Origin of the sequence: Sporosarcina highlanderae (assembly GCF_030433715.1) — a bacterium.
In the GTDB taxonomy this organism is placed as follows: Bacteria; Bacillota; Bacilli; order Bacillales_A; family Planococcaceae; genus Sporosarcina; species Sporosarcina highlanderae.
In genome coordinates this window covers 87,961-99,913 of sequence record NZ_JAROCC010000012.1, presented here as the reverse complement: position 1 = coordinate 99,913, position 11,953 = coordinate 87,961, and the positions used below count along the sequence as shown (strand labels likewise).

Annotated in this window: 21 protein-coding genes and 1 other RNA gene; 1 reads left to right on the top strand and 21 read right to left on the bottom strand. The window is 45.7% G+C overall.

Annotated elements, in window-relative coordinates; translation table 11 throughout:
- Nucleotides 1-36: 36 nt before the first annotated feature.
- The 19 genes from P5G49_RS14390 to P5G49_RS14300 all read right to left on the bottom strand — a co-directional run bounded on the left by P5G49_RS14390 (nucleotide 37) and on the right by P5G49_RS14300 (nucleotide 9,210).
- Nucleotides 37-210: a hypothetical protein gene (locus P5G49_RS14390; RefSeq protein WP_301244848.1), complete on the bottom strand. Its 174-nt coding sequence runs from the start codon at nucleotides 208-210 to the stop codon at nucleotides 37-39.
- 1 nt (nucleotide 211) lies between these two features.
- A complete protein-coding gene (locus tag P5G49_RS14385) occupies nucleotides 212-883 on the bottom strand; it encodes a hypothetical protein (RefSeq protein ID WP_301244846.1) in 672 nt (223 codons plus the stop codon).
- Between the two features lie 2 nt (nucleotides 884-885).
- Nucleotides 886-1,308 (bottom strand): hypothetical protein, encoded by a 423-nt coding sequence (locus P5G49_RS14380; RefSeq protein ID WP_301244845.1) that lies wholly within the window; start codon nucleotides 1,306-1,308, stop codon nucleotides 886-888.
- Nucleotides 1,301-1,585 (bottom strand): hypothetical protein, encoded by a 285-nt coding sequence (locus P5G49_RS14375; RefSeq protein ID WP_301244844.1) that lies wholly within the window; start codon nucleotides 1,583-1,585, stop codon nucleotides 1,301-1,303. Before P5G49_RS14375 ends, P5G49_RS14380 begins: the two co-directional genes overlap by 8 nt.
- 1 nt (nucleotide 1,586) lies before the next feature.
- Complete coding sequence (locus tag P5G49_RS14370) at nucleotides 1,587-1,886, bottom strand: hypothetical protein (RefSeq protein ID WP_301244843.1); 300 nt, start codon at nucleotides 1,884-1,886, stop codon at nucleotides 1,587-1,589.
- 40 nt (nucleotides 1,887-1,926) lie between these two features.
- Nucleotides 1,927-2,103 carry a hypothetical protein gene (locus P5G49_RS14365; protein ID WP_301244842.1) on the bottom strand — a complete coding sequence of 59 codons (177 nt, stop codon included), beginning with the start codon at nucleotides 2,101-2,103 and terminating at the stop codon, nucleotides 1,927-1,929.
- Nucleotides 2,100-2,357, bottom strand: coding sequence for a hypothetical protein (locus P5G49_RS14360; RefSeq protein WP_301244841.1), 258 nt, complete (start codon nucleotides 2,355-2,357; stop codon nucleotides 2,100-2,102). The genes P5G49_RS14365 and P5G49_RS14360 overlap by 4 nt, the downstream gene beginning before the upstream one ends.
- 16 nt (nucleotides 2,358-2,373) lie before the next feature.
- Complete coding sequence (locus P5G49_RS14355) at nucleotides 2,374-2,529, bottom strand: hypothetical protein (protein WP_301244839.1); 156 nt, start codon at nucleotides 2,527-2,529, stop codon at nucleotides 2,374-2,376.
- Nucleotides 2,529-2,825 carry a hypothetical protein gene (locus P5G49_RS14350; protein ID WP_301244837.1) on the bottom strand — a complete coding sequence of 99 codons (297 nt, stop codon included), beginning with the start codon at nucleotides 2,823-2,825 and terminating at the stop codon, nucleotides 2,529-2,531. The genes P5G49_RS14355 and P5G49_RS14350 overlap by 1 nt, the downstream gene beginning before the upstream one ends.
- A 130-nt stretch (nucleotides 2,826-2,955) precedes the next feature.
- Entirely contained in the window at nucleotides 2,956-3,327 is a 372-nt protein-coding gene (locus P5G49_RS14345) for a cysteine-rich VLP protein (RefSeq protein WP_301244835.1), read from the bottom strand.
- 101 nt (nucleotides 3,328-3,428) lie between these two features.
- A complete protein-coding gene (locus P5G49_RS14340) occupies nucleotides 3,429-3,668 on the bottom strand; it encodes a helix-turn-helix transcriptional regulator (RefSeq protein ID WP_301244833.1) in 240 nt (79 codons plus the stop codon).
- Between the two features lie 85 nt (nucleotides 3,669-3,753).
- Nucleotides 3,754-4,362 (bottom strand): hypothetical protein, encoded by a 609-nt coding sequence (locus P5G49_RS14335; protein ID WP_301244831.1) that lies wholly within the window; start codon nucleotides 4,360-4,362, stop codon nucleotides 3,754-3,756.
- 186 nt (nucleotides 4,363-4,548) lie between these two features.
- Nucleotides 4,549-6,414: a hypothetical protein gene (locus P5G49_RS14330; RefSeq protein WP_301244829.1), complete on the bottom strand. Its 1,866-nt coding sequence runs from the start codon at nucleotides 6,412-6,414 to the stop codon at nucleotides 4,549-4,551.
- Nucleotides 6,415-6,731: 317 nt separating this feature from the next.
- Entirely contained in the window at nucleotides 6,732-6,953 is a 222-nt protein-coding gene (locus P5G49_RS14325) for a hypothetical protein (RefSeq protein WP_301244827.1), read from the bottom strand.
- Nucleotides 6,954-7,669: 716 nt separating this feature from the next.
- The gene (locus P5G49_RS14320) at nucleotides 7,670-8,143 is read right to left on the bottom strand and encodes a hypothetical protein (RefSeq protein WP_301244825.1); all 474 of its coding nucleotides are present in this window, start codon (nucleotides 8,141-8,143) and stop codon (nucleotides 7,670-7,672) included.
- A 19-nt stretch (nucleotides 8,144-8,162) separates the two neighbouring features.
- On the bottom strand, nucleotides 8,163-8,342 hold the full coding sequence (locus P5G49_RS14315) for a hypothetical protein (RefSeq protein ID WP_301244823.1): 180 nt from the start codon (nucleotides 8,340-8,342) through the stop codon (nucleotides 8,163-8,165).
- Entirely contained in the window at nucleotides 8,342-8,617 is a 276-nt protein-coding gene (locus P5G49_RS14310) for a hypothetical protein (RefSeq protein WP_301244821.1), read from the bottom strand. Before P5G49_RS14310 ends, P5G49_RS14315 begins: the two co-directional genes overlap by 1 nt.
- Nucleotides 8,617-8,883: a hypothetical protein gene (locus P5G49_RS14305; protein ID WP_301244820.1), complete on the bottom strand. Its 267-nt coding sequence runs from the start codon at nucleotides 8,881-8,883 to the stop codon at nucleotides 8,617-8,619. Before P5G49_RS14305 ends, P5G49_RS14310 begins: the two co-directional genes overlap by 1 nt.
- Nucleotides 8,884-8,904: 21 nt before the next feature.
- On the bottom strand, nucleotides 8,905-9,210 hold the full coding sequence (locus tag P5G49_RS14300; protein WP_301244818.1) for a hypothetical protein: 306 nt from the start codon (nucleotides 9,208-9,210) through the stop codon (nucleotides 8,905-8,907).
- Between the two features lie 147 nt (nucleotides 9,211-9,357).
- Here P5G49_RS14300 and P5G49_RS14295 point away from each other — a divergent pair, with 147 nt between their 5' ends.
- Entirely contained in the window at nucleotides 9,358-9,582 is a 225-nt protein-coding gene (locus P5G49_RS14295; RefSeq protein WP_301244816.1) for a helix-turn-helix domain-containing protein, read from the top strand.
- An 866-nt stretch (nucleotides 9,583-10,448) separates the two neighbouring features.
- On the opposite strand, the gene P5G49_RS14290 is transcribed toward P5G49_RS14295, so the two are convergent.
- Nucleotides 10,449-11,423 (bottom strand): tyrosine-type recombinase/integrase, encoded by a 975-nt coding sequence (locus P5G49_RS14290; protein ID WP_301244814.1) that lies wholly within the window; start codon nucleotides 11,421-11,423, stop codon nucleotides 10,449-10,451.
- Nucleotides 11,424-11,550: 127 nt separating this feature from the next.
- Nucleotides 11,551-11,913: a transfer-messenger RNA gene (gene ssrA / locus P5G49_RS14285) on the bottom strand.
- Between the last annotated feature and the right edge of the window lie 40 nt (nucleotides 11,914-11,953).

Sequence of the window (11,953 nt, the reverse complement as noted above, 5' to 3'; positions counted from 1 at the left end):
TTGCGTAATAAAAAGACGCCCCAAAGGGCGCCCGTCTTATTCTTGCTGTCCATCCGCTTGGCGTTTGACTCTTGCATAAAGTCCAATCGCTTGTGCCGTGCTGTATGCTTGTGCGTACTGTCTTGCCTGCTCGATGTCATCCGTCGTAATCGGATCGCCGGCTTTTAATTTACGTTCAAGTGCTGTCCCAATCGCGTGATTCATTGTCATATTATTGTCCCTCCCCATTTTCAACTTTATTTACGTCCGCAACTTTCTCGATGTATTCCACGCCTGCCGGAAGTTGCTTCGATCGACTCGTCGATTCAATTTCATCGGAAAATTTGCTGACGAAACGCTGAATTTCCATGACATCAATCGGCTTGCTTAACGAATACATAAATCCTGTTTTTCCGCTACTATGTGCCGCCCTTGATACTTCCGCAACCTCGCTATGAATATCGCTATAATCCGCGTTGGCTTGATATATGTCCACGACTGCGGATAAAATTAAGGCGCGCGCCATTTCCAAACGCTCATTAACCGGCCCCATGATTGACTGTTTAACTTTTGGCGCATAATCTTGTAGCCATGCATTAATAACGTCCATCTCGGTTGTCTGCTGATTGCCATGCGCATTATTAGCTGCCTCATATTCGGTAGTACGTCGGGTTACTAATCGTTCAGCTTCCGCAATTTTTGCGTCGAGTGCATCGAGTGCCTTTGTAGCGTCTTTGCCGGTCTTTACGCTGTCCTCGATTTTCTGCTGATATTCCGCCTGCAATGCTGAGAGCTCTTGCCTTGCTTTCTGTTCCCGCTCATGAAACGCCCCAACCGCTTCTGCGCGTTGTGTTCCTTCTGCTCGGTATTTCTCGTATACGTCAAATTTAATAAGTTCTGTCATTTTTACATTCCTCCCAATTTAATTGCCATTTTTATTAGTTGATCCGCAATCCATCGACGGATTTTAAGCAATCCCCCGACCTCTTTCGGTTTTAACTCGTCTGCCGCCCGCAATCCGAATATATCCCGCAGCACTTCCGCGTCTTGTTCGACTTCCCGCGCCGTTTCTGCCGTTTCGGTGCGGTGCTTCAATTCGCCGGAAATCACCGAATCCTTAATGATTGCGCCATAAAGTCGCCGATTGCTCGTCCACACATGCCGTACGCCGGCTTCCTTTAGTCTTGCGATAGCTGCATCGTATCCGTCAAAAGCTACGATAATGCGATTAGTTAAATGACCACTTCTGTCACCGTATATATTCGCGACGAATAGGCGTTGCCTTTCGAGCTGTTCAATATTGACAATTGCGAAGTAACGCTCATTCATTGTAAAAGTCCAGTTCGCGCTTTAATTTCGCATATTCCACGCGGGATTGAACCGTTCCTAACTTCCGAGCCGCAGCTTCTGCTTCCGCCAACTGTGCGCGTTTCTGCTCTCTATCCGCCCGTAGCTGCCTTTCGATTTCTTCCGCAGTTGCTTGATTTTCCGCCGCCCTTAACTGTGCCGCTCTTTCGGCTGCTTCCGATTCCAATTTTGCGCGTTGCTGTCGTTTGAGCTTATCCGCATAATGCCGTTGTATCGCTTTATCTTGTCGAGTAAGCATTTTATTCCCCTTCCACCGTATAGCCGGCTTCAATTATATTCGTTTTAACCTCATTCTTCGCCGTGAATATCCGCGCAGGTGATAGCATACCGCTTATTGTCTTCGCCGCGATAATGTCGCCCGTCTCCATATCTACCGCGTTAATTGTCACCGTATCGCCCCGACTGCTATCGTAATACCTCGCACTTACCACAATGCGCGCAATCTTTACGGGCGTGGCCGGTGTCGATGTTGCCTGACGCGTCGGCATTAACGGACGTTCCTGCGGTTCTTCGTGGTAAAGTTGGCGAGAAGTAATCATAGTTTCCACCGCCTACGTCGTTGTTGCATCAAGTAGAACGTCATTTGACCCGCTCCTTTCCGACCAAAGCCGCGACAATCTCCCGCAAAGTATCCGATTGAAGGACATACGCAATTTCCACGGCGTCCAGTCCGTCCGGCAAGTCGATAGCGGTCGTTTTTGTTCCTTCATCTACGAATACCTGGCGTGATATTGCGCTGTAATGTACGTCAATCATTCGTTTTTACCTTTATATCTGTGTTTTAGGCGTAAAAACTTGGTGTAATGATCGACCACTTTATACGCATCATCAAAATATTCCATTGTAACTGTGATTTCTGACGGTTCTCTTAGGCCGTCCGGCTGGAGGCGAACAGTAACTTGGAACTTTTGATGTGCCACCCTCTTTGTGGTAAATACAATCTCACCAAATATTACGTCTGCCGGATAGTTTTTATCTAAAAACTCCTGTAATAACTCAATTTGTGTCATATGTTTTAATCTCCCTTTATAATTTTCCTTCGAGCGTTTGTGCTAACTCATAAATGCGCCTCTCGCCCACGTGACGCCCCGCAAAAAATACGAAATCCATGCCGTCGCGGGTAACGATGACGCGCGTACTGCTATAAGGCCCTTGCCGGCGCTGAATCTGTATTTCCTGCATTACCGCACCACCTTCGAGTAAATAAGCAAATCTCCGAGCTTATCCCTTGCGATTCTCGCTTCGTCGTATGTTTCTGTAGTTGGCTCGATACTGTGACGAATGGCGATTTTAACCATGTCCTGCGCTGCCTCCACTAACGGCGAACTATCTAACTTGTTCAGCTCCCGCAAGTCATCTTGCAACGCAACTGTAATAGATGCCGGGACGCCGTAACAATCGACCGTACATATTGCCGCGGTGACTGTAAGTTTTGCGACGCTTTGAGCGATCGCCTTCTTTACCTCGAACACTTCCACGATTGATTTCCCCCTTCGTTATTCCGTACATTTAGAACATCAAATAGGCGTACCCCTACCAAATACACTCCCAACATCATTACCGCCGTTACACGAACGATTATCGGGGTTAAATCAAGCGTTAGCGTTTCTAAATGTACGGATTCGACTTCGCTTTTTGATACTGCTCCGCGTCGTATGCAATCCGTTTATTTCGTCGGACTTCGGCTGCGCATTCGGAACAATATTTCTGTCTGTTGCTTGTCCTTTCGAAAAGCGCTTTGCAACGTTCGCACATATCGCCGGTCGCTCCCGTTTTGCCCGCGTTGTATATTGCCTCTATTGTTGCATCGCCGGGAATGACGGCTTGCTCTGCGTACTTGCATGTTTTACCGGTTGGCGCAAAGAACGGGCAAAGCCGTCCGCCGGTGCTATCTGTTTCAAGGTGGCAAAGACCGTTACTGTCGTAATTAGCGCAATTTGCTGCTATATACTTAGAAATTGCTCGAATAGGTTCGGCCATGAAAAGCGCCCTCTTTCAGCGTTGAACCGGCGCGACCCGTGAGCTTGTAATCACAATTCATTTTCATTTCTCCTTTTGCTTGACGTATTATTAATTGCGTGTTATGGTTTACTTGGGAATATCTTGTCAATTTCTTTTAATCGTTCAAAAAAAGAAAGACTGGCGCTAATATCAACAACTTGCGCAAGTCGTATTTTAGTGGCACGAGAAATCTCGCGCCGCCCAGCCTCGATGTGCGCAATATGCGATCGCGACACACCGAGTTCATCAGCGAGTTGCTGTTGTGTCATCCTATTTTCAAAACGAATATCACGAAGTATTTTCCCACTGTTACTATCCATCCCTAACCCTCCTTTATGTGCCTATATTCCAATAAAAATCGCGAGCAAAAACTTCCTCTCATGTATAGCTGAGTTGGTCGCACCATTAAAAACGCCCCTTCCCCCAAATAATCGAACGCTTACGTTCATTCTTCAATTGCGCCTCGCCATAGGTTTCCATCATATACGCGTCCACTTCTTCACGCGGCATCTTATATGAAACAACTTCACCCGGCTTGCGTTGCCCGTGATTCGAAAATCGGACGTGTACGTCTCTTACTCCCTTTTCGTTGCCGTTATACGGAACGACTTCGACAGCCTTCTTCTTACCGCCCATTTCCGCATTTAACTGACTCCGCGCAATAACTTCCTCGATGTCATCGCCATAAGAGTAATCGTCGCGCTTACGATCATATTCGAACATGTGAAAATCGCTTTTCCAAAACGCATATTCGAGGTCTGCGTAATAACGTTCCTTGTATGTTAGGCGACGATTCGGATTGCTCGCTCTCCTAACCTTCCTACGAAACGCCTTTAATGCAATATCCTTGCCCGTCTTGCAATCATCCGAGCATACGAGCGAGCTGTTGTTGCGCGTGGTGTCCTTGTAGTAATAGCCGCAGTATTGGCATCGCCTTACCCATTTGTCCCCTATTTCATCGAAATCGCCCGCAACTAAATCCTCGCAAACCGCCTCTATATGCGCGATAGTCATTTTCCCGGAGTGGCGAGACGAGCGTCGGAGCATGTGGTGAAGCGCGTAAAGTACCGCACCCTCCCCCGGCCACACTTTCAAAGCAGTCGGCTCCATCACACACCCTTTTGGTATCTTAATTGACGTTTTAGCTGTTACCATTCCGCATTTCCCCTTTTAGTAGATTTTTTATCGTTGAGTGAAAATTCACACTTTTGTATAAGATGTCTTTTCTTTTGTAATTCGGTATTTTTCGAGAGCTTGCTGAAAACGTTCTGTCTCGGCCTGCCTTGCGAATGTATGCCTACTAATTTCTAACTCCCTATATATAGCAGACTGCTTTACTCGTTCGCCGGACTTCATCGCCGCGAAATAGTCAATAATTGCGTCGATAGCTGTCTTTTTGCCTGTCAACTTTTGTAAAGGTACATATTCCTCGAATTTCGCAAGAGGGTAATGCTGCCTAATAATGTCGATCATATCGGCATCACGATTAAACAAGTAAATCGTAACCCTGCCCGGCTTGCGACTTGCACGCAATCTATTAGTCTCTTGCACCAAATTAACGGCAATATCGGCACGTTTATAGCCTTCTGTATATTCATCATCAAACGTAAGGCCCGCACCTGTAATCGTATGGCTCGTATCCAACTTGACGCCCATACGGTCGCCTATAACCGCCTGTGAAGCCGTTGTGTAGTACGCTGTGCCTTTAAATAACGAACCGATATAAACGGCATTGTCGCAATCTACATAGTCGTTACTACCGCGCCCGCCGTCGAAGTGTTTCACACGAGCTTGTCCTGCCTTAATTTCCGCAGCTAATTCGCTTTCAAGTTGCGCGACATTCTCCATATAGCTGACAACAAGCGTCTTTTTCCCTTTATGTTCCGCAATAATCTGCCTTGTCATTTCTACGACCGCCTCAACGCTCTGTGGTGACTGGCGCAATGCTGTCCGCGATAAGTTATAACTGTCGCACACGCGGAAAGTAACGTTGCTGTAATCAAGCAAAGCCATCGGCTGAACGGTGTAAAAGTCGCTACTCATGTAGTCGGGATCGGTCGCCCCCGTGCCATCTAAAATGTACGTATGGAATAGCGTGTACTTATAGTGAACAACATGTGTACTCGTAACAACGCCGTTACTATACTCACCACCCGCATTTATAACGCGCTCCACCGCTCGTAATGTAGTCATACGATCGTGGCCGTATGCTTCCGCAAAGTCACGCACCAACCGAACCGGCATCGTATAGCCGGACGCAATAGCAGGCAACTCCCCCGCTTTAGTTTCCGGGGATTCAAGCATAGAGCGCAATTCATCGACCAACTGGCGCACGCGGTTATAATACGACTTCAATCTCCCTTTATGATCGCGACTGACTTCGAGAACATCGCTCATAAAGTCATTAAGATTCCGCGCGGAAAGTGTATGCGATAGCACAAGCGACGGCTTTTCATCAATCAGCAGTAAGGAACGGCGCAAACTACGACCATCTTCCGTAATAAATTCCGTAAAGCTGCTTAAGTTGTCGCGCATAGCCTGCCGCTCTAACTGCTTAGTCGTCATCAAAACAACATTATAGTCTCGTTGCTTAAAGAATTGCTCCTCGTAATCGAGCCGATTATCCGTACTCGAGTCATAGCCCTTAATCGCGAATGCCCGGGGCGCTCCGCAATAATCGTTAATCTCGTCACGTAACGCTTCAATATCCGCCACGCGCTCCTTTACGACAAGGGCGCTGAACGTGTCCGGGTACTGCGCGCACATCGTCCGCAAGAATAATGCGAGCATGGACGATTTACCGAATGCGGGAGGCGCAGCGATAATTACGGGACGGTCGAGCCGCTGATCTCTTAGCCACGCATTAAACGTCATTGTTGCAAACTGCTCCTCATCGTCCGTGATATTGGATACCCCGAACTGCGTAGTTAGTTCTTTTCTCCATTGCCTCGCAATTAGGGCAGCCTCCGCGTACTGACCTCGAGTTGTCTTTGCATCCGTGTCAATTAGGCCATCTAAATCGAATTGTTCCCGCGCTTGTCTTGATACTGTCGCATAATTTGTCATGTAATCGTCTCCTTTGGATTGATTGAATATCGTAGATTGTTTACGGATTAATAGACGAGTTGAACGTTCTTTTATTCCGTAAAAGACTTGGCGCAATCATATATAGGGCGCGCCTGCTCTTTATTGCGATTGAAACGCGTTATAATAACCTGACAGTCGGAAGGGCTTGCCCTGACGACAACGCTCTTAATCTTTTAAAGATTTAAAACCGTAGCGTCGGGAATAAATTCCCTCCGCAGTCTGCGTTTTACGTAAAAGTGGTGCATATCGTTATATAAACCTTATATAGCGTTTTGCTACACTTTTTAACCGCGGTATTAATCCGTAGACATTTCGCCTTGCCGCTCCGCCCTAATATCGCGCCGTATCTCGTCCAATGCCGCATTAAGTTCCGGCGTATTGTCGAACTTGATAACGACACGCCCCGGAAACCTATGCGAAGTACCAACGTCTACAACTTGATAGCCTTGTCCGATTAATGCGCGTGCCACCCGTAGACTTAATACGCATTTATTTGCGCCTTGTTTGATTGTCGACATTTGCGTCATCTCCTTTTTTTACTATTGCAAAACCAAAAACTCATGGTATAATAGGGATGAAGGAACTCCGTAGTCATTATATAAACATAATAAAAAAGCCTATAAAATGGTAAAAATACACCTTTTTTGGATTCAAAAATAGCGAATCCATTTTAACCGCGTCAGATGCATCGTTAGACGCGTTTAAATCATTTCGGCTACGAATACCCTAAAACGACCTTAAAACGGTTTCTACGCGTTAAAAACAGGCTCTAAACACATCACACGTTTCTCGATCCCCTAAAACCCTGCGGCTTACCCTCCTCTCGAAAAATAAATAGTCTCCTCACTTATAGTAGTTTGTGAATGTAATAAAATAGGTTAAATAATGACTAAGGTAACTCTGTTTGTGACAACTTTGTGTCTAAAATAAGAATAAAGTCACGTAAATTCCTTAAAATAAATTTAAAAACGATGTTGCAAAATGTCCCACGAATTAATTTCACAAACTTTTGCTGTAAATTTTATACATTTCGGGTTTTCGCCTTATTGCTATATCAAAATAATTAAATACGCTTATTATTTTAATTACGAAAAGCGCTACTGCCGCCAAACAGTGCGCCCTTCCGCCCCATATATTTACAATCTCCATCGCCCTTGCATCATTCGCGCGTACCAAATCCGAACCGTTGCCACAGTTCGCCGCGCCCTTCCAACGCTCTATGTTCATCCCACAACTAAATAGCCCTCCAACCGGCGCCAACCGGTCTTTCCGAATAAACTACTCGATCTAATCGCATTTTCAGTATGCTAACTTCGCGATGAAGTTCTTCATAGCCTTCTACATGCGCAAGTAGCAACTGTGCTGCTAATAACTCTCCCGCAAGAAGAAATAACCGCTCTCTACTCTGTTGCCGTAGTTCTACGTCCATCCACTGGAAACGCGCTACTTGCGGTTGTAATGCCCGTATAAGGCTTCTAACGTTTTCCGCGATAGTCAACGGTATTACATAAGCCTCCTGAGCTTTGCTTGCTACTCGCGCCTTATCTGCTACTTCCTGTTCAAACTGCGCCCCGTGCTCAATCTCGCGGTCTACCTTGTCAATAAGGTCCAACATACGAAATACTTCGCCCAGGTGCGCCGGGCTATTCAACGCCTCACTTGGCGCCAACATCTGCCAACCTCCATTACCTGTGACTATAACTGTCATACCGCTCCCCTTTCGATTGTTATTCGCAAGCCTCTTGCATTAACTCCGCAATTTCCTCGTCGCTGTAACCACCTCTAAATAATAGATCGCGATACGCGTCATAAACTCCCCTGTGATATTCCGTACCCTTCTCCTTTGCTTTTGCCATTTCACGCGCAAAGCCGAGGACTTGGTGATACGTTAAGTTTATTGCGAACATCATCTGCGCCCCTTTCGTACGTATTCGGCAAACTTTGCCAGTGACGGCGCACCTACGAACTTCTCACCGTTCGGCAACATCGCAATGCCGTCATCGTAAACATGCAACGATTTCACTTGGTCGCGTGTCAAACTGTAATCTCCGATATATTCACACTTGACATACGCACGGTATGTATAGCGGATAATCGGCCAGTCGTTTGCATCGTTGCGGACTAACCGACGCTGTAAATCGCTTATATCCGCATCGGATAGGTCTGCGAAGTAGTCCGGCATCAAGCCGCCCCCTTTCCGTTGTTTAAGTCTAACCGCGCCAACATTTCGAGCAGTTCGATCGGCTCGACCGTATCAATTCCCGCGAACATAGCCACAGCTTCCGAATTCCATCTGAACTCGATGACGTCTGCATCATTAATGCGAAGAACTGCTTCATTTGCCGCTTCATATACGATTAGTTCCACGTTCGGGATAATCGTCACCTTTCGAAAGAATAGCGAACACTCCGGTAAAACAACCTCACATATTTCTGCTGTTTGCAACATAACCCATTCCCCCTACGCGTTTTATTTTTGTGTGCCCGTGATAAATGCGCCCAATTCTGCGATAGTCATATCCGCCAACTTATCCAGTTTGATTTGCGCGACATGTTCGGTATCGGTCGATAATAGCAACTCGAATATCGTAGCATCGCTTAAATTCACCGTGTCCTGATCGACTGAAATTGACTTCTCGAAGAAAAAGAAGCATATTCCTAATTCGTCTGTTTCAAGTACGACCTGCGGGTTGATTAAATAACCGTCGGTGTATGCAATCCAACGCTCGCTTGAAACGGTATCAAAATCGGTACGGAATACTTTAATATGTCTCAACTGTTTCACTCCTTCCTTTTGTGACTACGTTGTGTAGTAGGATTAACCTAACTATACAATGACCACGAATCGTTGTCAACTACTTTCCGTAGTTATTTTTAATATTTTATCGTATACTGTAAATACATCGAATAAAGGGGGATTGAAATGCGCGCTAAATCAAATCTAAAAGCACTACTTGACGCACGTGGTCAAAGTATAAGAGGATTCGCGATAGAGGCCGGGCTGCCTACTGAAACGGTCAGAAGATTGTACAATGATGATACTAAACAATATCAACGCGATACAATCGGCCGTGTATGTGAAGTGTTGGGCGTGGAAATTAATGACTTACTGATACTTGTAGAAGATGAAGAAGACCCCGCAGAATAATTGCGAGGTCTTTTTTATGTGGATTGGTATAGCAACCACTATACATTGTAATGCACTCGTATTACGTACGTAATACATAGGTATAACAGTTGCTGTATTTTGCAATGCACTCGTAATACGTACGTAATACACTGGTATAAAATAGCAGCATTTTATCGGTCCATATTCTGCATTGATCGGTCAAGACTGTTAAAATATCCCCGCCACACTACCGCCTATAAACACTTTGTAGCAGGTTTAATCCGCCGTTTTCGCCTATACTTATAAATCTTTTAATCTTTTTTATTTTGCACTTGACTTTGACGCTCTCAATTCAGCAGAATAGCTGCTCGGTTCAGGAAATCGGCGCGAGTATCGTTACCTTGTTCTACTAAACAACGAATAAAATCGAAGATTAGTAGTTAAGTAACGATTGCATAAATCAGCGTCATAGTGACGGCCGAGGGTTCCCGTATGCCCTTATTTTAATCGCGATCTCTCGACCGTCATTCACTCGTCAAATTACTGTCCTTGCCGTGCGGCTGTGTATGCATATCCGCGTGTGAACGATTACCCGAGCCGTAGCTCGCCAGTAAACCATCCCGCGCCCTTAATGGTGGCGCTCACCCTTCACCGCAACCCGAAATAAGGAACGGGCTACACATGCGGTATAGCCGAATTTATTGCGGTGGCTCGGCGTGACCTGACGTAGGATTTAACGAGGTTTAACGGCTACCCCTCGTGAGTACCCGCCGAAAAAAGGCATCAGTTAAGAAGCCTTGCAATATCGAATTTTTTTCGATATAATAAGGTTAGCTTTGAATACGGCGAGTATTCGATATTAATTTGTAGAGGTTTGGCGTTACCGCGCCGGGCCTCTTTTTTATTTACAGATAATCACGCAATCCTTCCGCCACTTCTTCCGCGTCAAATTGAAGATATTGCGTTGTAACTCCTAAACTTGAATGGCCAAGAGCCTTGCTTATTAACGCGATATTTGCGCCCCTATTGAGTAGATTCTTAGCAAAAGCTCGCCGTAATGCGTGGGCGTTGATATTTCGCAAGCCGTACCGCTCCGCATACTTTGTAAGCTGCTTACTAATTGCGTTACTGTTCGATGCACCTTGATTAACGCCGATCCCATTTTGCGTTATGAATATGAAATCATTTCGTTTATTGTAATTTCGACGTATTTTGTTATTCTGCTCGATTAACATTCTGAAAGCATCCGCAAGCTGATCGTCGATAGGTAAAATCAACATATCGTGATTTTTCATAATATCGCCGTCAAGATTAATCGTCATATCATCGAAATTTATATGACGTTCACGCAATTCGCCCAGTGTGCGGATACGTACGCCAGTTTTATATAGCGTTAGGATTGCGACGGCATCACGGAAACCGATAAACGTCGTCTTATCAATCAACGTTAGCAAAACCTCTATATCGTTCTCGTCCGCGCCTTGTTTGATATGCTTGTCCACTATTACGTGGATATTCTTCCAAAAGTTATGCTCAATCCACCGGTTATCTCGAAAACGACTTAATACGGCTTTAATCGTTTTCAACCGAATTAACTTCGTTGCGGGCTGTACGTCGCAATGCGCAAGGTATTCGTATATCTTCTCCGCATTAATTTCATTTACATAGTCGATACTTACCGCAGTAGCAAAGTCATTAAAAATATACTCGTAGCTTTGTATTGTGCGTTCGCGCCGGCCCGACAATTCCATTTGACGGAAGATGACGTTTAATGCTTGCTCGATCGTTATGCCATCATGATTCTTTTTGCGCGACCTTACTTTAAAATTTTCGGTAGGCTTTACGCTAAATACGCCGTGTTTACGGTTATTTACAGACACAAAAAAACCTCCTATCTACGTTAGTAAATAGAAGGCTTTTCCGTAATATTGCGAGTGTAGTTCGAACCCGTACACTCTCCGCAATTGACTATAACGTTGATACCATCGGGTTTATACCGAGGTTTAGAAATGGAGACGGCGGGAGTCGAACCCGCGTCCAAAGGCTCTGCTACTTCAGCGTCTACGCGTGTAGATTGACTATTTGCGATTCGCACTGCATTATGCCGTCAATCAAGGCGTCTTGAGCGCTATCCTGATAATCTCTTGTAACGGCCTCAGGAGGCGACCGCTACCGTATCCCACTTAAGTTGAGCCTAACAATGCCACATGGGCGATGGAACTGTTAGGCAGATTCATCAGCTTATTAAGCTGCGAATGCTAAGTTGTTGTTTGTTTTGCCAGTTATTATTAACTGCCGTTTCTGACGGAGACGAGCCCTCCGACGCGCAGCTCAAGCCCAGACCACCCCTGTCGAATCCGTAACGTCCCCGTTATAAAAGGTTGTTAAGCCTTTAAAGGGATGTCAGGAA

Excerpts from the sequence above, each read along its gene's own strand:
- P5G49_RS14390 (WP_301244848.1), bottom strand. The coding sequence starts at position 210 with ATGACAATGAATCACGCGATTGGGACAGCACTTGAACGTAAATTAAAA.
- P5G49_RS14385 (WP_301244846.1), bottom strand. The coding sequence starts at position 883 with ATGACAGAACTTATTAAATTTGACGTATACGAGAAATACCGAGCAGAA.
- P5G49_RS14380 (WP_301244845.1), bottom strand. The coding sequence starts at position 1,308 with ATGAATGAGCGTTACTTCGCAATTGTCAATATTGAACAGCTCGAAAGG.
- P5G49_RS14375 (WP_301244844.1), bottom strand. The coding sequence starts at position 1,585 with ATGCTTACTCGACAAGATAAAGCGATACAACGGCATTATGCGGATAAG.
- P5G49_RS14370 (WP_301244843.1), bottom strand. The coding sequence starts at position 1,886 with ATGATTACTTCTCGCCAACTTTACCACGAAGAACCGCAGGAACGTCCG.
- P5G49_RS14365 (WP_301244842.1), bottom strand. The coding sequence starts at position 2,103 with ATGATTGACGTACATTACAGCGCAATATCACGCCAGGTATTCGTAGAT.
- P5G49_RS14360 (WP_301244841.1), bottom strand. The coding sequence starts at position 2,357 with ATGACACAAATTGAGTTATTACAGGAGTTTTTAGATAAAAACTATCCG.
- P5G49_RS14355 (WP_301244839.1), bottom strand. The coding sequence starts at position 2,529 with ATGCAGGAAATACAGATTCAGCGCCGGCAAGGGCCTTATAGCAGTACG.
- P5G49_RS14345 (WP_301244835.1), bottom strand. The coding sequence starts at position 3,327 with ATGGCCGAACCTATTCGAGCAATTTCTAAGTATATAGCAGCAAATTGC.
- P5G49_RS14340 (WP_301244833.1), bottom strand. The coding sequence starts at position 3,668 with ATGGATAGTAACAGTGGGAAAATACTTCGTGATATTCGTTTTGAAAAT.
- P5G49_RS14335 (WP_301244831.1), bottom strand. The coding sequence starts at position 4,362 with ATGACTATCGCGCATATAGAGGCGGTTTGCGAGGATTTAGTTGCGGGC.
- P5G49_RS14330 (WP_301244829.1), bottom strand. The coding sequence starts at position 6,414 with ATGACAAATTATGCGACAGTATCAAGACAAGCGCGGGAACAATTCGAT.
- P5G49_RS14325 (WP_301244827.1), bottom strand. The coding sequence starts at position 6,953 with ATGTCGACAATCAAACAAGGCGCAAATAAATGCGTATTAAGTCTACGG.
- P5G49_RS14320 (WP_301244825.1), bottom strand. The coding sequence starts at position 8,143 with ATGACAGTTATAGTCACAGGTAATGGAGGTTGGCAGATGTTGGCGCCA.
- P5G49_RS14315 (WP_301244823.1), bottom strand. The coding sequence starts at position 8,342 with ATGTTCGCAATAAACTTAACGTATCACCAAGTCCTCGGCTTTGCGCGT.
- P5G49_RS14310 (WP_301244821.1), bottom strand. The coding sequence starts at position 8,617 with ATGCCGGACTACTTCGCAGACCTATCCGATGCGGATATAAGCGATTTA.
- P5G49_RS14305 (WP_301244820.1), bottom strand. The coding sequence starts at position 8,883 with ATGTTGCAAACAGCAGAAATATGTGAGGTTGTTTTACCGGAGTGTTCG.
- P5G49_RS14295 (WP_301244816.1), top strand. The coding sequence starts at position 9,358 with ATGCGCGCTAAATCAAATCTAAAAGCACTACTTGACGCACGTGGTCAA.